Raw genomic sequence first — 19,608 nt, forward strand, 5'->3', positions numbered from 1 at the left:
TGTTAACAAACCCTTAGTTCGGAAACTGACTCTTGTCGATGCCGGGAATGATGCGCAACGCGTTTTTGTAATACACTTTTTTCAGAATATCGTCGGGCAAACCAATACCGTACATGCGCCAGAATGCGTGGTACTTTTTGTGGTACGGGAAATACTCGTCTTCTGTTTCCAGAACGCGGAAATAGGTGCTGTATTCGCTCGGCACCCACGAATCTTTGCCGAACAGAATCCGGTCCTGATATTTCTCGAAGAACTTACGCGACGCCCGGGGTTGGCGACCCAGTTCGGCAATGACGGCCCCAATTTCAACCAGCGTGTTGGGAAACACCTGCATCAGGCTGTCGAGCTTGTTCAGGTCGTTGGGATACCAGCCCATGTGTGCGTTGATAAACGTGGTTTTGGGGTGTTTCCGAAATACATTGTGCTGTTCTTTGAGCAGGTCGGCCCAGGGTACCGGGTTGTTGGCGTCGCGTTTGCGGCCCGCGTGCAGCTTCAGTTCGAGCCAACGCTCGTTGTAGCGGTCCATCGGATCCCAGAACGACTTCGGGTCGGCGGTATGAATCAGAACCGGAATGCCCAGTTCCCCGCATTTGGCCCAGATCGGGTCGAGCCGCGAATCATCGACCTGTACCCGTTTACCAGTATTGTCTTTAACGCTGAAACCGAGGCTTTTGTAAATCTTGAGCCCTTTGGCTCCGTTCTTCACGTCTTCGGCCAGCAGCTTCACGGCCCGGTCGGTCCAGCCGGGTTCGCCAATACCTTCAAAATTGATATTCGAGAACAGAATCAGTCGTTTGGGGTCTGTTTTCTGAATGTTATCGGCGGCAGCCTTAAAAAACCGGGTGCTCTCGTCGACATTACCCCAGCCGCGCCCGCTCAGGTTAATCATTACCTGCATATTCAGGCTGTCCATTTGCGCTACCAGTGGGCGCAGGTCGGCCTTATCCATCTGAAACTGATGGTTGTGCACATCGATAAACGGAAACTTAGCCCGCGTGAGCTTATGCTCCGGCACCTTTAGCGTCGATACGGGGTCGTATTCTTCAAAGCCGAGGGGCATATCGGCGGTTTTGGGGCTTTGGGCCAGACACGTGCCTGACAGCAGTAGCAACAGAACAGAACGGGAGATTTTCATAGAAACGCGGAAAACCAAACGGTCAATCGTTTGGGTGGGTTGTCGAAACAGTAACAGACTGCAAGATACGGGTTTCAGGGGGTATAAATCAAAGCCACGCAATGGGCCGCGATTCCCTCTTTACGGCCTACAAAGCCGAGGTGTTCGGAGGTAGTGGCCTTTATCGAAATATCGTCTTCAGGAATATCCATCACCCCGGCCAAACAGGTTTTCATGGCCGGAATATGGGGGTTCAGCTTAGGCTCCTGCAACACAACGGTCACATCCACGTTCGAGACTTCGTACCCGGCCGCGCGCACCATCCGCAACACTTCAGCCAGCAGTACCTTGCTGTCGACGCCTTTCCAGCGCGGGTCTTTGTCCGAGAAATGGTAGCCAATGTTGCGCATGTTGGCGGCTCCCAGCAGGGCGTCGCAGAGCACATGACATACCACGTCGGCATCGGAGTGGCCAAATGCACCGTGGGTATGCGGAATCTGAATGCCACCCAGCCAGAACGGGTGCCCTTCAACCAGTTTATGGACGTCGTAGCCTTGTCCTACACGTATTTTCACAGTGAATAGGGGTCAGTCGTTTTTAGAATCTCTTTTCGAGCTTACGCGGTAGCAGCTTCGGCCCTGTAAAAGAGGGTCGAGCTATTTTCGGGGCGGAGTACCTGCCGGGCCATTGCCTGAATGGCATCGGGCGTAACAGCCTGAATTTTTTCGGCTTCTCCGTTTACCAGTTCGGCATCGCCCGCGTTGGCGGCAAAGGCGAGGTTCATGGCCCGGTTGAGCAACTCGACTTCCGAGAACGCCAGCGTCGACTCGGCCTGATTTTTTACCTTCGCCAGTTCGTCGTCGGGTACGGGTTGGTCGATCAGTTCGTTCACCACGGCCTCTACAGCGGCATCGGCTTCTTCGAGCATGACGCCCTCGTTAAGCGTGCCCTGAATCACCAGCAGGCCGGGGTCGAGCGAGGCTGTAATGTAAGCCGACAGGTTGTTGAACAGGGGCGTATCGCGTACCAGCTTCTGGTACAACCGCGACGACTTGCTCCGGCCGAGCATATCGCTCAGCAAATCGGCGGCCTGAAAACCGGGCTCGTAGCGGCCGGGCATGTGGTAAGCCTTGTAGAGCGCGTTGAGCGGTACGGCGGCTGATGTTTCCAGACGTCGGGCCTCGGTTTGTACGGGCTCTTTGGGCAGGTTGCGGAGGTACGGCTTGCCGGCCGGGATCGGGGCAAACCACTTGGCGCAGAGTTGCTTTACCTGCTCTACGGTCACGTTGCCAGCCACCACCAAAATGGCGTTGTTGGGCAGGTAGTAGCGGAAAAAGAAGCTTTTTACATCGTCGAGGGTAGCCTCGGCAATGTGGCTGATGTCTTTGCCGATAGTGGCCCAGCGGTAGGGGTGTTGCTGGTAGGCGAGGGGGCGGAGTTTGAGCCAGGCATCGCCGTAGGGTTGGTTGAGGTACCGCTGGTTGAACTCTTCAATCACCACCTTTTGTTGCACCTCCAACACCTGCGGATCAAACGACAGGCTGAGCATCCGGTCCGATTCGAGCCAGAACGCCGTTTCGATGTTGGCCGCGGGCAGGGTGATGTAGTAATTCGTAATATCGGGGCTGGTAAAGGCGTTGTTTTCGCCCCCTACGCGTTGCAGCGGTTCGTCGTAGCTCGGAATATGTTTGGAACCCCCAAACATCAGGTGTTCAAACAGGTGGGCGAAGCCCGTACGTTGCGGGTCTTCGTCGCGGGAGCCAACATTATAGAGTATATTGACGGCGGCAATGGGGGTGCTGGCGTCTTCGTGAACATACACCCGAAGGCCGTTGTCCAGCGTGAACTGTTCGTAATGAATCATGCGGAGAATCGGCAGAAGGCCGGTTTACACAAAAATACGGCACACCTCCATTCAAACCTAACCCACCTCTTTTGAACCCCTTAGCGGGAATGCCATCCATGACACGAACCAAATACCGTACATATCTTTTCTTATTTGCCCTTTTGGCGGGTGTGGTATCGAGCCTGCCGGCGCGCCCCGTGCAGGCCCAGGTACTGACCGATACGGTGCTCCATCAGACGATCCTGAAGGCCCTCGATAATATCTACAACAGCGATTTTGCCGAAGCCGACGTGTATATTCGGCAGTTGCGGAGCCGGTATCCGCAGCATCCGGCGGGCCCCATGTTACGGGCCATGCAGCTCTACTGGCAACACATTCCGCTGAAAGACAATAAGGTGGCTACCGCTCAGTACGGTCAGGCGTGCGAACAGGCATTGACCCTAGCCAGAAAACGGCTGGAGAAAGATGCCGACGATCCCGAAGGTGTGTTTTTTGCGCTGACGGCCCACTCGTATCTGGCCCTGAAGTACCATAACGATGATGAGCTGATGAAGGCTGTTAATGAAGCGCGCCGGGCATATAGTTACATGAAGCAGGGTTTCGAGCTGACCGAGAAGAACCCGGAGTTTTACTTTACCACCGGCCTGTATAATTATTATGTGGAGCGCTACCCCATGGAGAACCCGATTGTGAAGCCGATGATGTGGTTTTTCAAAAGTGGGAATATGCCACTGGGGTTGCGTCAGATGGAAGCCGCTACCCGACGGGCTACCTTTACCCGACACGAAACCGCCTATTATCTGGCCAATATTTACCTGCAACACGAGAGCTCGCCGACCCGCGCGAGTGCGTGGCTGAAACCGCTCGTGGAGCGTTTTCCTGATAATCCGGTGTTTCTGATGCGCTACACCGAAAGTCTGCTGCTCAACGGGCAGTACGACGAAGCGGCCCGGCTTATGCCCCGGCTCAAGGCTATGCCCCGCACGTTCCTGAACGTACCGATTCAGCTGTTTGAGGGGTTACTGGCCGAAAAAGACGCTAAAAATGACCGCGACGCGGGTACGCATTATCAGGCCGCGCTCCGGCACACGTTTGTGATGCCGTACACCAAAGAGTACCACGCGATGGCCTATGCCGGGCTGGCCCGTATAGCGGCCCGCGCCAACAACTCGTCGCTGGCAAAATCGTACTACAGCAAGGCACTTGGGATTAGCGAATACAAGTCGCTGCAGCGCGAGGCTAAAGCGTTCAAGTAAGTGGCCCGTTTGTACTGTTGTCAGATCAGCATCGTAAATGCTCTCTTCTCAATAATCAACTTCCAAACCCAGCGCCTTCCGTAACTCGTGGAGGGCGGGGTTCTTCTCGGCCATGAAGTTGAACTTGTCCTGTGGCGAATAGATGAGCTTTTTGGTTTCGACGGCCTCGACCCGGTATTCTAACTGAATCTGCCGGTTCTGGAGTTGCTCGCGCAGGTAACCCAGCAAATCGGGTTTCAGATCGACCATGAGGCCGGCCATCAGGTTGTTGTCCAGCGCCAGATGAATGGTGGTTCCGTCGAGCCTGTACTCACGGTCGAGTATGAGCTGCTCGCTCACCATGCCGGTTTGGGCGTTGCGCAACACCTTAAAGCGATCCCAGGCAGCGCGCAGGTCGACCTCGGTAAAGGGCAGGTCGGGCCGGTTGTCGACCACGGCTACATCGGCGTCGTTATCCGCGTTGGTGGCTGCTTTGGGTTGCAGACTGACGGTGCTGCGAAGTTTGCTGCCCGCCGGAATTCTGGGCACCGACATCACCGGCTTGCCGTTGGCATGCGTCAGCGGAGCGGTTTCGGATGGGTGGGTGGCCGTAACCGACTGTCCATGGGTGGCATTTCCGTTCGGTACCGGATAGCTTGCACCGTTGCCATTGGCATGGTAACCGTTGACTGGCTCACTCGTAATCGGGTGCGTCGGGACGGGGGTATGCGCCGGAGCCGGGTTATGGGCTAACGGACTGCCGTTTTTTTTTTCGGTATCCCGCGTGGATACGTCCGGCGTAGGTGCCTCAATCGCGGCCGGGGTGGGATTGGCGTTGATGGTCGGGTGTGAGGCTGGGGCTGGCGGGGCCAGGTCGGGCAGGGCTTCCCAGTTGAGGGTATGCCTGAGAGCGGCCAGTTTCATCAGGCACAACTCCAGGTGCAGACGCTGATCTTTCGCTTGCTTGAAATTGAGGTCGCACTGCCCGCCAATGCTCAGGGCCGACAACAGAAAGGACAACGGAGCCCGCGCGGCCTGATCGAGGTATTTGGTCCGAACATTTTCGGTCACCTGCAAAAGCTGCACCGTAGCGGCATCGCGGCTCACCAGCAGGTCGCGGAAGTGGCGCGTGAGGCCCACAATAAACTGGTGCCCATCGAACCCCTTGCGCAGAATCTCGTCGAGCGTCAGCAGGCTTTGGGGCAGGTTGGCACTCAGCAGCAGGTCGGTGAGCCGGAAGTAATAATCGTAATCGAGAATATGCAGGTTGTCGAGTACTTCCTTGTACCGCAACGTCCGGTCGGTAGAGAACGTCACGTTCAGGTCGAACATCGACAGGGCATCGCGCAGACCGCCATCGGCTTTCTGCGCGATGAGGTCGAGGGCGTCGGCCTCGGTTGTGATGCCTTCCTGGGTGGCAATGTTGGCCAAATGAGCGGCAATGTGGCCTGGCTGAATTCGGTTGAAATCGAAAATCTGACACCGCGACAGAATCGTCGGCAGAATCTTGTGCTTCTCGGTAGTAGCCAGAATGAAAATAGCGTAGCTGGGCGGCTCTTCGAGCGTTTTCAGAAACGCGTTGAAGGCCGCTGACGAGAGCATGTGCACTTCGTCGATGATATAAACTTTGTATTTGGCACCGGCCTGGGGCGGAATCCGGACCTGATCGATGAGCATCCGAATGTCATCGACGGAGTTGTTCGAGGCTGCATCCAGCTCGTGAACGTTGAACGAGGTATTCTGCCGGAAACTCACGCACGACTCACAGGTATCGCAGGCTTCGGTTTCGGCGGTGAGGTTCTGGCAATTGATTGTCTTGGCTAAAATGCGGGCGCAGGTGGTTTTGCCCACACCGCGTGGCCCACAAAACAGAAACGCCGAAGCTAAATGATTGGTACGGATGGCGTTACGCAGGGTGGTGGTTATATGCTCCTGACCAACGACGGTGTCGAACGTTGCGGGGCGATATTTCCGGGCCGAGACCACAAAATTTTCCATACCCAAAGGTACGACTTTTGGGGCCGAGTTTCAAAGGTCACCGGTCCTGGTTGCGGGCAAAGTGAATCAGCCCCGACACCGGCGAGATGTTCAGCCTGCGATCCTTTTTGTGGAGGTAAGTTTTGACTGTTCAGGATTTAGGCCTGCTTGCCAGAGCAGACGGCAAAGGCTGAAGGTACAGCGTCTGAATACTCTATTGTATTGAAAGAGTGTTACTTACCTATCAGCTTGTAGTCATACTTAATACAAAAGATGTTTGCTCTGGCCTTCAGCCTCGGGTTTGGGTAGCTCCTTTTCAACGTAACCCATACGATATCGCCCCAATGTTTACTCACTCCTTCCGGGTGTCTACCATCCGGCTACTCATCTGCGTGGTCGCCCTTCTGCTTGGGGGCCTGTTTTCGAGCCCAATGGCTCTCGCTCAGCTGCCCAGCGGTTTCCTTCAATCGAAAACCCAAACGGGTTATACCGCCCCGATGGGCGTCATTTTTACCACCGACGGACAACGGCAGTTTGTTTGGGAGAAAAGCGGTAAAATCTGGGTGTCGAACTGGAACGGCGGCCAGTATGTAAAACAAACTACTCCGGTGCTCGACATCAGCGAAGAGGTAGGCAACTGGCGCGATTTTGGGCTGCTCAGCGTTTGTCTGGACCCCAACTTTGCCACCAACGGCAAAATCTATCTGTTTTACGTAGTGGACCGGCACCATCTGATGAACTTCGGGACAGCCAGTTACAGCGCCACTACGGACACGTACTACCAGGCTACCATCAGCCGGGTGAGCTGTTATCAATTGCTCAATACCAACGGTGCCCTCTCGGCCAGCTTAAGCAGCCGTAAGGTATTGCTGGGCGAAACCAAATCGACGGGTGTACCCCTGACCCATGAGTCGCACGCGGGCGGAACCCTGCTGTTTGGGCGGGATGGTACCTTGCTCCTCTCCACCGGCGACAACGCCAGTTACGCCAGCACCGACAAAGGCAGTGCGCCGGAAACCTATTTTCAGCAGGCGATCAACGACGGCATTATGCGGACCAATGAAAATGTGGGCGCTTTCCGGTCGCAGATGGTTAACTCGTTTTGTGGTAAAGTTTTGCGGATGGACCCCAATACGGGCAGTGGTTTGCCGAGTAACCCGTTTTACGATGCCACGAACCCCCGCTCGGCTAAATCGCGCGTGTGGGCACTGGGTCTGCGGAACCCCTACCGTATGACAATTCAGCCCAATACCGGCAGTATTAACCCGGCCGACGGTAACCCCGGTACCCTGCTGGTGGGCGATGTTGGCTGGAATGTGTGGGAGGATATGCACGTAGTTCGGCAAGGGGGCGAAAATGCGGGCTGGCCTATTTTTGAGGGCCTCGAAATGCACAGCAGCTACGCCACAGCTGCCCAAACGCTCGAAAACAAAGACGAGCCCAACCCAACCAACACCTGTAATAAGCCATTTCTGACGTTTGCGGATTTACTCAAACAACCGACCAACCCGGTGCAGACCGTAACCAACCCCTGTAGCGGGCAGGCGCTGCCCGGCTTACAGCGTCGTTATATCCATGCCCGCCCCGCCCTCGACTGGCAGCATGGGGCCGATGTGGCCCGCACCCCTACGTTTAACGGATCCGTAGCTACGGCCTCTACTTTAGGTACAGCGAGTGGCGTACCCGGCACGCCTTTCCGGGGCAATTGCTCCACGGCCGGTGCTTATTATGCAGGCACCGCATTCCCCACAACCTGGCGGAACACCTACTACTTTGCGGATTACGGAGCCAACTGGATTCGGGCGGCTACGCTCGACGCCAACGGGGCGGTGACTCAGGTTCGTGACTTTCTGCCCAATGGCGGAGGCAACGGCATTGTTGATCTGGAATATAACACGCTCGATGGGGCTCTTTACTACGTCAATATCAATACGGGGGAGCTTCTGAAAATCAGTTACGGGGGAAATCAGCCACCGGTGGCCTCTATTACCTCATCGGCACTGACGGGGCCCTCTCCGCTGACGGTGTCTTTTCGGGGAGATGCCTCGTCTGACCCCGACGGCGACCCACTTACCTACGCCTGGGACTTTGGCGATGGGACCACCTCTACGCTCGCTAACCCCACCAAGGTGTTTACCAGCACCAGCAGCCAGGGGTTTACGGTTCGCCTGACCGTAAACGATGGGCGCGGGTTGAGCGACTCGAAAACCGTACAGGTCTCTGTCAACAATCCGGCCCCTACCGCGAAGATCACCAATCCGGTCAACAACGCCCTGTACCCGCTCGACCGCGAAAGTCAGTACACCCTTACCGCAGCCGTTACCGACGATGATGTCCCCGGTCTGACGTATGCGTGGCAGGTGACGCTCCGGCACAACAACCACGAACACCGCGAACCGGCACTAACCACAGCCTCGCCTACGGTAAATATCTCGCCTGTGGGGTGCGATGGCGAAACGTACTATTATCTCATTCAGCTGACAGTCACTGACCGGGGAGGGCTTACCGCCCGTGACTCGGTAAAGATTTACCCGGATTGCAACTCGCCCAGTTTAGCAATCAGCAATTTGCAGGCAACCGCCTTAACCAACTCTGTTCGGCTCAACTGGACCCCGCCCTCGGTTGCGTACGACAACGTTCTGGTGGTAGCGAAAGCAGGGAGCGGCTTCACAACCCGGCCGGTCGATCTCGTCTACGCGCAGGACGCCAGCTTTACCGGTAGTGGAGCTGCGTTTGAAGGGGGCAAAGTCGTTTATCAGGGCGTGGCGACCAGTCTGGTTGTTACAAACCTGACAGCCGGGCAGAAATACTTTTTCCGGGTTTATACCCGCCGGGGTACCGCCTGGACAGGGGGTGTTGAAACAAGCGCAACCCCATCGGCTCCTGTTTCAGCCTCACTGACGCCCGTAGCCAATGCCTGCTATCGGCTGGTATCTCGGGTGAGTGGTAAAGTGCTGGGTGTGGAAAATGGCTCGTTAGCCGACGGGGCAACCGTCCGGCAGCGAACCGACGCCAATCAGCCCTGGCAGCAATGGAAATTTGTAGCAACGTCCAACGGCTACTATCAGGTAGTAGCCAATCATAGTGGCAAGGTACTGGATGTAGCCGGTAGTTCGACGGCTGATTATGCTGCTATCCAGCAATGGACGTACGGCGGAGGAAACAACCAGCAATGGAGGCTCCAGTACGATGCGCAGGGGTATTATCAACTGGTAGCCCGGCATTCGGGAAAAATGCTCGACGTACGGGGTAGCAATGTGGACGAAGGGGGCGAAATCATCCAATACACACCCAACGGCACGCAGGCTCAGCAATGGAGTATTGAGCAGCGCACCTGTATCAACCCGAATACCCAACTCAACTTCTCGTCGGCAGGCTGTTACCGGATTACGGCGCGCAACGGTGGCAAAGCCGTTAGCGTGTCTAACGAATCGAAAGACAATGGGGCTATTATTCGGCAGCAGGCTTATTCAGGGCGGGCTTCGCAGCAGTGGAAAATTCTGCTGAATTCAGAAGGGTATTACCGTTTACAGAATGTGAATAGCGGCAAGTCGATTGATGTGAGCGGAGGTTCCACAGCCGATTACACCAATCTGGTTCAGTGGGCCAACAACACAGAGTACAGTCAGCAATGGCGAATCACGCGCGATCCGCAGGGGTATTATTTGCTGACGGCCCGACACTCAGGCAGTGCTATGGATCAGCGGGGAGCCAGTTCTGCCCAGAACGTAGAGATCGTGCAGTACACAGTCAATGGGACTATAGCCCAGCAGTGGGTTGTGCAGACGGTGAAATGCGCAACCTCGGGCGCCCGAATGGCAGGGGACGGACTGGTGATACCGGTGTTCGACTCGTTCGCCGAACCGACCGATGAGGGCTTCAAACTGTACCCAAACCCGGCCCAGAATAAGGTCAGCGTTGACCTCAGAGCGGCCAATGGCCAACCCACTAACCTGCAACTGACGGATCTGACCGGCCGAATCTTGTACCAAAAAACTGTTCTGACGGAGGTCGAAACGCAACACACCATCCCAACTACGACTTATAGCGATGGGGTGTATCTGATTTCGGTTAGCCCGGCCGACGGTAGAAAGGCATCGCTGCGGCTGGTCATTAGCCGGTAAGTTGCCGCACGCGACATATTCTCTCAAATAGATTTCGCGACAGGCGTCTGTCCAATTTGTAGGACAGACGCCTGTCGCGAACTGACGTTCATAGTTACCCCAGGCTCACCAGTTCCTTTAAATCCTCGTCGCTGAGGTCGCCGAGCCAGGTTTCGCCAGTCTTTACGCTGAGGTCGGCCAGTTCTTTTTTGGAGCGGATCATGGCGTCGATCTTTTCTTCGAGCGTGCCCTGATTCATGAGCCGGTACACCAGCACATTTTTGGTTTGGCCAATACGAAACGCCCGGTCGGTGGCTTGTGCTTCCACGGCCGGATTCCACCACAGGTCGTAGTGAATGACGTGGTTAGCCTGCGTCAGGTTGAGGCCAGTGCCGCCCGCTTTGAGCGACAGAATAAACGTGTGATCGGAACGGTTCTTCTGAAACTGCTCCACCATGCGGTCGCGTTCGGGGCGGCTCGTACCACCGTGCAAAAACAGCGGCTCCTGCCCAAACTGATCGCTGATAAACTGCTGGAGCAACACACCCATCTCGTGGTATTGCGTAAAAATCAGTACCTTCTCGTGGTTGGCGTAAATGGTTTCGAGCAGATTGAGCAATAGCGTGGCCTTGCCCGAAAGGCTGGGGGCGGCATTGCCTTCTTTCAGGTATTGGTATGGGTGATTACCGATTTGCTTCAGGGCCGTCATCAACTTCAGCACCAACCCACGGCGGGCAATGCCGTCTTTATTCTGGATGGCCTGAATGCTTTCCTGCACCACATTTTCGTACAGCGATGCCTGCTCGGCTGTGAGCGCGCAGTACTGGTTGTTTTCGATCTTGTCGGGCAGATCGCTGATGATGGTTTTGTCGGTTTTTACGCGCCGGAGCAGGAAAGGGCTCGTAACGCGCCGGAATTGATCGAGTTTCTGGTGGTCGCGCTCCTGCTGAATAGGCCGGGCAAACTCCTCGTTGAACTTACCAATGCCACCCAGATACCCCTTATTCACAAAATCCATGATGCTCCAGAACTCCGACAGCCGGTTTTCGACCGGCGTACCGCTCAAGGCAATCCGAATTGGGGCTTTGAGCGCTTTCACGGCCTTCGTTTGTTCGGTGTCGGCGTTTTTGATGTTCTGCGCTTCGTCGATGATTACCGTAGCCCAGGTGGTTTTCTTCAGCTTCTCCAGATCAGACCGCACTACGCCGTAGGTGGTCAGCAGCAAATCATACGAGGCCGACTGCTTACCCTTTTCCTTCTTTTTCGGAGAGGCCTTTGTATCGGATGTATCCGCGCCCGTCGTATCTGTCGCCGGGAGTTTACGGCCGGGGCCGTGGTAAATGTATGGCTTCAGGTCGGGGGCAAATTTGGCAATTTCTTTCTGCCAATTGGTGAGCAGGGTTGTGGGAAGTACCACCAGCCCTTTCTGCTTGTCGAACCGGCCTTCCTGCTTGAATTTGAGCAGCAGGGCAATCACCTGCAAAGTTTTACCCAGACCCATGTCGTCGGCGAGCAAACTGCCCATACCGAGGGCCGTGTTCTTGATAAGCCAATCGTAGCCCCGGTGCTGATACGGCCGCAAACTGGCCCGTAGTGAATCGGGCAGGGGCTGAGCCTGGGCATCGGTAAACTGCCGGATAATGGCACGTACATCGTCTGTCAGGCCCACGCGTCCGCCTTTGTACTCTTCCGAGAGGGCTGCCCTGAGCATCTCGGCTCCGGTCAGTTCGGGTGGGTTTTCAAGTTGTTTGTACAGCTTGTTCAGCTCCGACGGGTCGACCAACACGTACTGATCCTTAATTTTGACCAGACCGGTTGTGTTGTTCACCAGGCGCTGAAACTCTTTCACGCTCACCATCTCATTGCCGAGGGCCACCTGCCAGTCGAAGGCCAGCATATCGTCGAGCCGCATAAACGAATCGCCAACGGCCGCACTCTTCCCTTTAGCCCGAAGCCGCACCCCCGCCGATGGCCGCACCCAGTGCCGAAGCGATTTGGGCAACAGCAACGTAATGCCGAGTAGCTGCATACGGGGCAGAATGTCGAGCAACACCTTGACAAAATCAGCGGATTTGTAGTAGAGGTAGGCAGGGCTGTCGGTACGGGTGAGCTGGGCCAGATCGGGGAAATGGCGTGAGAGCACAATCAGATCCTGCAAAACAGCCATTCGGATGCCCGCATGAGCTTTCTCGCGCAGAATGTCGGCCAGAGGGATCGGCGGGGCTGCTGGCGGAGTTACCGAAGCCTTACGTGTTCCGCGGCCAGTTTTGGCGGTAACAGTCGGGGCCACAGGGCTGGCATCGCTATCGCGCACGAGCAGGCTTATGCGAAACTCTTCGCCCGGCGTGGATGCGCCCGGTTCGGAGTCTTCTACGGCCAACACCGGCACAAAGCGTTTGTGGCTCAGGAAAAAATCGTTGAGCCACAGTTGCATAGCCAGGGGCATTTCGCGTTTGCCGAAGCCCTCAAACCGGATCGTTTCGACCCCGAAAAAGAGCCGGTCGGCGTCTTCAAGGGGCCAACGCTCCCACAGTTCCACGGTGGTGTCGTGAATGCTGGGGCGCACGAGCAGCGAGCACAGGGTGAGCACCTGCTCGCGGCCGGGCAGAGCAAGCCACTCTTTCTGCCAGCGAAGAGTAAGGAGCAAGGGGGGCAACTGAGCCGCCAGCAGGTCGGTTTGCTGCCGCACGGCCTCGTTGAGGGTGGCCGGCATCCAGCGTACCCGGTAGTATTCTTCGGTGGGCCCCACGCGCAGAAGTTGCGGCACCACAGCTCCGCGCCGAAGCAGAGCTGCCGAAAACTGCGTGGCTAAATACAAACCCCGCACTGAGTCGCTCATTTCGGCAAAATCGGCCTCATTCAGGCTTTGAAGCCAGCTGGTGAGGTCGCCAAGGGTATAATCGGTAAACGACCGGGGCTCGCCATGTTCGCTGTAAACCCCGATCTTTTTAATGTCCATGAACTCGTCGAGCTGTAGCTCGATGCTATCGCTCAGGTCGGGCGAGGTGCCGGGCGCCTGACTACGCGCGTCGTTCGACAAGCCACTCGCCCGGCGCTTAGCCAGAATGGCTTTGGTTTTGGGCTGCTCATCGAGGGGCTTGCTGAACAGGGTGTATGCCCGCGCCAGCGACTTCAAAAAATCGCTTTTGGTAAAGGTGGTCGTGGGTTGTAACAAGTCGAGCAGCTGATCGGCGAGGGGCGGAATGGTCGCGTAGTCGAGTTGCGCGCGGGCATCGTCGTCGGGTTTCCAGTCCTCATCGTCGGGCAAATCCTCCGTACCCAGATCGTGCAATGAGAGTACCTCGTTCAGGGTTCCGCTTACTACATCGGCCTGAACGTTTTTGAGTTCTTCCAGAATATCCAGCCCCTTTAGCTGAAACACCAGAAACGGGTTTCGATCGATCTCGTTGGCAATCACGTAGATCACGGCCGCCAGGTGTTTGCAGGGAATGGCATGGTCGGGGCAGGAGCAACCCATGCCCAAATCGTCGAACGATTGGGGGAACAAAGCAATGGATCGCTGCTCGGCAAACTCAACCAGTTCGGGCGGTAGTTGCCGATTGAGCAACTGCGCCAGAATAACCGGGTTCTCCTCAATCTCGGTCAGAAGCGACTCCTTTTCGGTGTCCGAAAACAGAGGAACCAGGAGTTTGATTTTGTAAGGTCGGGGTTTGGAGCCTTTAACCGAGGCACTGATCTGGTTATTGTCGATTTTCAGACCCTGCACAGCTCCCTTGTTAGCATAGGTTTTGCCACGGGGCAGTCGGTTGGTCAGGTCAATCTGAGTCAGGGCACCCAGCCATTGCTGCCCCCACCAGGTTTTGCCGTAGCTAATGCGTTCAGCCATTGAAACGGAGAAAAGGACGATTTAGACTTAGGTACATAACGCGAGATGCATCGAAAAATTCACCAATCGTCTAAATCATCCTATCGAAAAGGCGGTTTACTCGCTCAAAACGGCCGTAAATTCAATCTCAATCAGGTAATCCGGGCTGATGAGCGCACTCACTTCGTAAATGCCCGTGGTGGGTTTAATTTCCCCAAAGAAGGCCCCGTGTGCTTGGGCTATTTCCTCCCAGCGCGCAATCTGTGTGGTAAACATGCGGGTGCGGACTACGTCGCTCATGGACGCTCCGGCCTGTTGGAGCACGTCGGCCACCCGCGTCAGAATATTGTGGGTTTGGGCGTATATGTCGTCTTTTTTAACGGTTTCGCCATCCACAATGGCTACCGTGCCCGATACTTCGATGATGTTACCGATCCGCACGGCCCGGCAGTAGCCCATTTTGTCTTCCCAGGGCGAGCCGGTCAGGATGTTTTGTCGTGACATAGTTAACGTGGTTGGTTATTGCACCTACAGCGCAATATACCGGTATAAGGCGTTATTGGGCCGCTAATACCTTATTCGGAGAAGGGTTATGCAGGACTGGGTTGTATGCTTGTCAGTGTGTCTGATGCGTATGCCGTTAATAAAGCTCCAGTAAGCCGTATTCGGAAGAGTCGGCGAGTGCCTGAATGTCGTCGAAATGCTTCGTCAGGATTTAGACCACTCCTGACGAAGATTGATTCCCCATTCGTAACAAAACTACGTTAGGCGGAAAGCCAAACAGGTTTGCTAAATTGTAGAAATCGTCATCGTTGGTTACGATTAAATAATCGTTTCGCTTGGCCCATTGCCATATCATACTATCGTCAGCCGGCACAGGTAGGCCCGTGCGTGTTACATGTAAGCAATCAGGAAACGTATCCGATAGTTTCTTCACTAACCGATACGACAGATTAGCGTCCAGTAACAGTTTCATTAGGCAACGATTAGACGTGTACGACGTTCGCTATCGGCGGCAAAAGCCAACGCTGCCCGAATGTGATCCAGTGTTAATTCGGGAAAGTCCTCTAAAATCTCCTCGTTGGTCATTCCTGAAGCCAACCAGCTTAGGATGTCCTGCACGGTGATTCGGGTACCAACTATACAGGGCTTACCAAACCGGATGCTCGGGTTAATTTGTATGTATTGGCTGTAGTTATCCATGATTCTACGATTTAATCAAATATACTGCTTTTCTGGTACGGCCTTCTTCTTTCGTGTCGGCTCTTTGATGTACCATCTCAGTACTGGACATTCGATGTTGGACACTGGACGTTAGCTTCTTGACAGAATGTCAATAGGTCTAACGTCTGGTGTCTGAAGTCCGAATGTCCAGTACTGAATGAAACCCACTCCATTGCGTCAGAATCTATTGGGATAGAAGTAGTTTCCCGGAATAATTTTATTTTAAATGCTGATCGTTTTATGCCGGTTGCAGCCAGCGTGTTTTTTAGGGAATAGTTGCCCCAAAATGGCCTGTCGCATGCATTTAGATCGTAATTTTTAGCTGACTCTACCGGCCATTCGCACTTCATTCACGCAAAAACGAAAGCAGAAAACCGCTAATCTGTTGTTACACCCTATTAAGCATTGGCGTCTGTGATTAATCTCGACCCGACTCACGTGGCACCCGGCAGTACAGTACTTGGCCAGGCAATCAAACATATCGGGATTGGTAAACACGGTAGTAAACCCTTACCGGCCGATCTGCTCGAAGCCTGCCGACAGGCCCTGACCGACCCAAACACGCACCCGCTGCAACGGGGGGCATTTATCGGAGCCCTGCTGGCAAAGGGCCCTACCGAAGCCGAGCTGACGCTCGAATCGGCCATCGGGAAAGACGCTTTTGGGCACCCCACCTTTCTGATTCATAAACTCTGCACCGACCTGCACGCAGGCCTGTTGCCCATTGCCGTCAGGTTAGTCCGGGGGCATACGTTGTCGGTGAGCGAAGCCGAGCAACTGGGCGACTACCTGTTTGGTAATGAGCCCTGCGAGGCTTTTCGGGGGTTTGCGGCCAGTATCATGCGGGTGCGCCACGAAACCAACGACGAGTACTTAGGCCTGATGCGGGCCGCCGAGCGCACATTCACGCCTGGTTTCCGGCTCAACCAAACCGTGAGCGAACGCCCGCTCGTGCAGCTCGCCGAGCCGTTTGATGGGGTCGAGCATAGTTACATGATTACCCCCCTGCTGGCCAACTGGTTCGAACGGCGGGGCTACGGGGCCTTGTCGATGGTGGGCCGGTCGGGTGGCCCTAAGCTGACGCTCAACGCTCATGATCTGTACATGCACCTGGGTTGCCAGTATATGCAGAGCCGCCACGAACTGACCGAGCCGCTTATGCCCTACGGCTGGGTATTGGACCAGAAAGCCCTCTCGCCTGCGCTCAACCGGTGGGTCGACCGGCGGCAGGTGCTGCTCAAACGCCCGTTTCTGGCAACGCTCGAAAAAGTGCTGAACCCCTGCGGAGCGCGGATTCTGGTGACGTCGGTGTTTCACATTACCTACCAGATGAAGATGGCCGAATTGGCCCTCATGGCCGGTTTCGATGCGGCTATTGTGATGAAACGGGGGCTGGAAGGGACGCTGGCGCCCGCTACCAGCCGGGCGAGCGGGGTGTTGTGTGCCGTCCGGACGGCACAGGGCCACTTGTTTTTCCAGAATTTTGAAGCCGACCGGCCGGAGTTTGCGTCGTTTCGGACCGACGAAGACCCCGATGTGCCCAACCCCACTGCCGCCGACAATGCCGCCCTGATTCGCAAGTTTGTGGCCCAGAAAGTGACGGGCGATGAGCATTTCGACAACCGGGTGCGGTATGCCTATGCGCTTATGGAGCGCGGTATGGAGTGGATTGAGGGGCAACTGAAAGCGCCACCGGCCAGGTAAGGCCCTTCGTTCTTCCAGAAACGGACGCCCCTGCGCTTACCGCCCGGCCAGCATCACCGCATTGGGTATGGCCGGAAACAGCCTGGGGAGTCTCTGTTCAATGGCTTCCGCAGAAGCAGGCAGGTTGAGCAGTAACGTTTGCCCGCAAAGCCCGGCGGTATTTCGCCAGAGGAGGGCTTCGGGGAGTCCGGTACGTATGAGCGCGCCAAAGCCGGGCAGCAAACGGGTACAAAGAGCCGTGGTGGCATCGGGCACCGGGTCGGTGGGGCCGCAATCGCTCAGGGTGAGCAACAGCGTTCCCTCGCCGGGCCGAATCAATGACTGTAAAAGGCCTTCCCACTCGGCGGGTGTATTGCCCCTGCCCCCTACCGGCTGCTCAACGCACGGGCACGCGGGCAGTTGCTCCGCCAGAACAGCCCGGACTGTATCGAGAACAGCCCGGCTCATGGCGCTTGCGTAGAGAATATAGACCGTTTGCAGGGCCACCGCTTATCGTTTTTCGATACCGTCGAGTACGCGCCGGATCACATTGGCCCGATTCATGAAATCGTACGATTGGCTCAGGTCCTGCCCATCAATAGCGGCTTTAAACTGCTCTAAAAACTGGATATAATCGGCCAGCGCCCGTGATACATTTTGCCGGTTTTGGTCGAAAATGGGAGCCCACATGGCCGGTGAACTTTTGGCCAGCCGCACGGTACTGCTGAAACCCGTACTCGCCATATCGAAAATGGCCTGCTCGTCTTTTTCTTTTTCCAGCACGGTCAGCCCCAGGGCAAAGCTACTGATGTGGCTCAGGTGCGACACGTAGGCCAGATGCAGGTCGTGCTCGCTGGGGGTCATGTAAAACAGCTTCATGCCGATGTCGCGAAACACCGACTCAACCAGCGTGAGGCTGTCGGGGTTACTTTTTTCTCGGTCGCAGATGATGAGGTTTTTGCCCGGCAATAATTCCCGAAAAGCGGCTCCCGGTCCCGAATTTTCGGTGCCGGCCATAGGGTGCGCGGCCACAAACTGCGCCCGGCGCGGGTGCGTGTCGGCTATGGCGCAGATGGTTTCTTTGGTCGAGCCCAGGTCAACGACGGTGCCGTGCCAGGGTAGGGCATCGAGCACGGTGGGCAACAGATTGATGATGGTGTTGACCGGTGTAGCCAGCACCACCAGATCCGACTGCGGCACGGCCTGCTCAAACGGCAACACCTCGTCGACGAGCCCCTTTGCTACGGCCAGTTGCCCGTGTACAACCGACGCATCGACCCCGAAAAACCGGGCTTTGGGGTATTTTTCCTTCACGGCGAGGGCCATTGAGCCACCCAGCAAACCAATGCCTATAATGGTTATATTCATCTGTTTCTGTGAAATTAAGCCGGGTTTTCGGTTTGGTTAAGCCGGTCGACGGCCTCCCGAATCCGGCTTTCGTCGACGCAGAGCGATACCCGGATATACCGTTGACCTTTAGGCCCAAAAATAAAACCCGGCGCAATGAATACGTGCTTCTCGACCAGCAGCCGGTTGACCAGCTCTTCGGCCGAGGGCACCGAGTCGGGGAGTTTGGCCCAGATAAACATACCTTCCTGATTGGTGGCGTAGGTGCAGCCGAGGGTGTCGAGGAAGGCATATACCGCCGAGAGCCGCCCGGCGTATACAGCATTCCGTTCGGCATGCCAGGCGTCGGGGTTATTGAGGGCTACGGTAGCCGCATCGAGCAGCGGCCTGAACATACCCGAATCCACGTTGCTCTTGATAGTGAGCACGGCGTCGATATACGGCTTGGCGGCCGAGAGCCAGCCTACCCGCCAGCCCGCCATGTTGTGCGACTTGCTCATGGAGTTTAACTCCATAGCGACCTCTTTCGCCCCGTCTATTGACAACAAACTAATCGGGGCCTGCTTGTTGAGGACCAGACTGTAGGGGTTATCGTGGCAAAGTAGCACCTTGTGGTCGTGGGCAAACCGCACGGCCTGTTCAAAAAGTGCTTTGGTAGCCGGTGCCCCGGTGGGCATGTGGGGGTAATTGAGCCACATAATTTTGGCCGGTGCCTGCTGCACCAACTCGCTCAGTGCTGCCCAGTCGGGTTGCCAGCCGTTATTTTCCCCAAGCGGGTACTCGCGCACGTTGGCCCCCACCAGCTTGCTCACGGCCCGGTAGGCCGGATAACCCAGCTCAGGTACCAGCACGCCGTCGCCCTCGTTCAGAAACGTCAGCGAAATATGCGTGATGCCTTCTTTTGAGCCGATCAGGGGCAGAATCTCGGTTTCAGGGTCGAGCGAAACGCCGTAGGTATGCTTATAAAATCCGGCTACTGCCTGCCGAAACGCGGGTGTTCCTTTGTAAGGCTGATACCCGTGGGCATCGGGGCGTTGTGCCACCTGAGCAAGCGTGTCGATGGTATCGGCAGAGGGCATCATATCCGGGTTGCCAATACCCATATTGATGACGTCGTGGCCGGCGGCAATCAGCTGGCGAACTTCGGCCAGTTTCACCGAAAAGTAGTACTCTTGTGTCTGACCAGCGCGGTGAGCGAGGGGAATAATCATGAGCAGGCAATAAACAGTTATAGGCCGACGGTCCGATGGTCC

The 19,608-nt window shown here is 56.0% G+C and carries 14 protein-coding genes; 3 read left to right on the forward strand and 11 right to left on the reverse strand.

Going from position 1 to position 19,608, the window contains the following annotated elements; translation table 11 throughout:
- Window positions 1-13: 13 nt before the first annotated feature.
- The 3 genes from RUDLU_RS0116310 to RUDLU_RS0116320 form a co-directional block, all read right to left on the reverse strand.
- Window positions 14-1,135, reverse strand: a complete 1,122-nt coding sequence (locus RUDLU_RS0116310; protein WP_019989479.1) for an amidohydrolase family protein — start codon at window positions 1,133-1,135, stop codon at window positions 14-16.
- Window positions 1,136-1,209: 74 nt separating this feature from the next.
- Window positions 1,210-1,689, reverse strand: coding sequence for a 2-C-methyl-D-erythritol 2,4-cyclodiphosphate synthase (gene ispF / locus RUDLU_RS0116315; RefSeq protein WP_019989480.1), 480 nt, complete (start codon window positions 1,687-1,689; stop codon window positions 1,210-1,212).
- A 41-nt stretch (window positions 1,690-1,730) separates the two neighbouring features.
- Window positions 1,731-2,978 (reverse strand): M16 family metallopeptidase, encoded by a 1,248-nt coding sequence (locus RUDLU_RS0116320; RefSeq protein ID WP_019989481.1) that lies wholly within the window; start codon window positions 2,976-2,978, stop codon window positions 1,731-1,733.
- 98 nt (window positions 2,979-3,076) lie between these two features.
- Here RUDLU_RS0116320 and RUDLU_RS0116325 point away from each other — a divergent pair, with 98 nt between their 5' ends.
- The gene (locus tag RUDLU_RS0116325; RefSeq protein ID WP_019989482.1) at window positions 3,077-4,216 is read left to right on the forward strand and encodes a tetratricopeptide repeat protein; all 1,140 of its coding nucleotides are present in this window, start codon (window positions 3,077-3,079) and stop codon (window positions 4,214-4,216) included.
- 48 nt (window positions 4,217-4,264) lie between these two features.
- Here the strand turns inward: RUDLU_RS0116325 and RUDLU_RS0116330 are convergent, their stop codons facing one another.
- Window positions 4,265-6,193, reverse strand: coding sequence for a DNA polymerase III subunit gamma/tau (locus tag RUDLU_RS0116330; protein WP_019989483.1), 1,929 nt, complete (start codon window positions 6,191-6,193; stop codon window positions 4,265-4,267).
- 323 nt (window positions 6,194-6,516) lie between these two features.
- On the opposite strand from RUDLU_RS0116330, the gene RUDLU_RS0116335 reads away from it, so the two are divergent.
- Complete coding sequence (locus RUDLU_RS0116335; RefSeq protein WP_019989484.1) at window positions 6,517-10,296, forward strand: RICIN domain-containing protein; 3,780 nt, start codon at window positions 6,517-6,519, stop codon at window positions 10,294-10,296.
- 94 nt (window positions 10,297-10,390) lie between these two features.
- Here the strand turns inward: RUDLU_RS0116335 and RUDLU_RS0116340 are convergent, their stop codons facing one another.
- The 4 genes from RUDLU_RS0116340 to RUDLU_RS0116355 all read right to left on the reverse strand — a co-directional run bounded on the left by RUDLU_RS0116340 (window position 10,391) and on the right by RUDLU_RS0116355 (window position 15,304).
- A complete protein-coding gene (locus RUDLU_RS0116340; protein WP_019989485.1) occupies window positions 10,391-14,122 on the reverse strand; it encodes an SNF2-related protein in 3,732 nt (1,243 codons plus the stop codon).
- A gap of 96 nt (window positions 14,123-14,218) precedes the next feature.
- Window positions 14,219-14,605 (reverse strand): RidA family protein, encoded by a 387-nt coding sequence (locus tag RUDLU_RS0116345; RefSeq protein WP_019989486.1) that lies wholly within the window; start codon window positions 14,603-14,605, stop codon window positions 14,219-14,221.
- A 211-nt stretch (window positions 14,606-14,816) separates the two neighbouring features.
- A complete protein-coding gene (locus RUDLU_RS30045) occupies window positions 14,817-15,077 on the reverse strand; it encodes a DUF5615 family PIN-like protein (RefSeq protein ID WP_019989487.1) in 261 nt (86 codons plus the stop codon).
- On the reverse strand, window positions 15,077-15,304 hold the full coding sequence (locus RUDLU_RS0116355) for a DUF433 domain-containing protein (protein WP_019989488.1): 228 nt from the start codon (window positions 15,302-15,304) through the stop codon (window positions 15,077-15,079). The genes RUDLU_RS30045 and RUDLU_RS0116355 overlap by 1 nt, the downstream gene beginning before the upstream one ends.
- Window positions 15,305-15,730: 426 nt before the next feature.
- Between RUDLU_RS0116355 and RUDLU_RS0116360 the strand changes: the two genes are divergently transcribed.
- Window positions 15,731-17,029, forward strand: a complete 1,299-nt coding sequence (locus RUDLU_RS0116360) for a hypothetical protein (RefSeq protein ID WP_019989489.1) — start codon at window positions 15,731-15,733, stop codon at window positions 17,027-17,029.
- 36 nt (window positions 17,030-17,065) lie between these two features.
- Here the strand turns inward: RUDLU_RS0116360 and RUDLU_RS28820 are convergent, their stop codons facing one another.
- From RUDLU_RS28820 to RUDLU_RS0116375, 3 genes are read right to left on the reverse strand one after another with little or no spacing between them, the layout of a single operon-like run.
- The gene (locus tag RUDLU_RS28820) at window positions 17,066-17,515 is read right to left on the reverse strand and encodes a molybdopterin-binding domain-containing protein (RefSeq protein ID WP_019989490.1); all 450 of its coding nucleotides are present in this window, start codon (window positions 17,513-17,515) and stop codon (window positions 17,066-17,068) included.
- A gap of 3 nt (window positions 17,516-17,518) precedes the next feature.
- Entirely contained in the window at window positions 17,519-18,376 is an 858-nt protein-coding gene (locus tag RUDLU_RS0116370; RefSeq protein WP_019989491.1) for a prephenate dehydrogenase, read from the reverse strand.
- Window positions 18,377-18,390: 14 nt separating this feature from the next.
- A complete protein-coding gene (locus RUDLU_RS0116375) occupies window positions 18,391-19,566 on the reverse strand; it encodes a pyridoxal phosphate-dependent aminotransferase (protein WP_019989492.1) in 1,176 nt (391 codons plus the stop codon).
- Between the last annotated feature and the right edge of the window lie 42 nt (window positions 19,567-19,608).

The organism is Rudanella lutea DSM 19387 (assembly GCF_000383955.1).
Taxonomy (GTDB): Bacteria; Bacteroidota; Bacteroidia; order Cytophagales; family Spirosomataceae; genus Rudanella; species Rudanella lutea.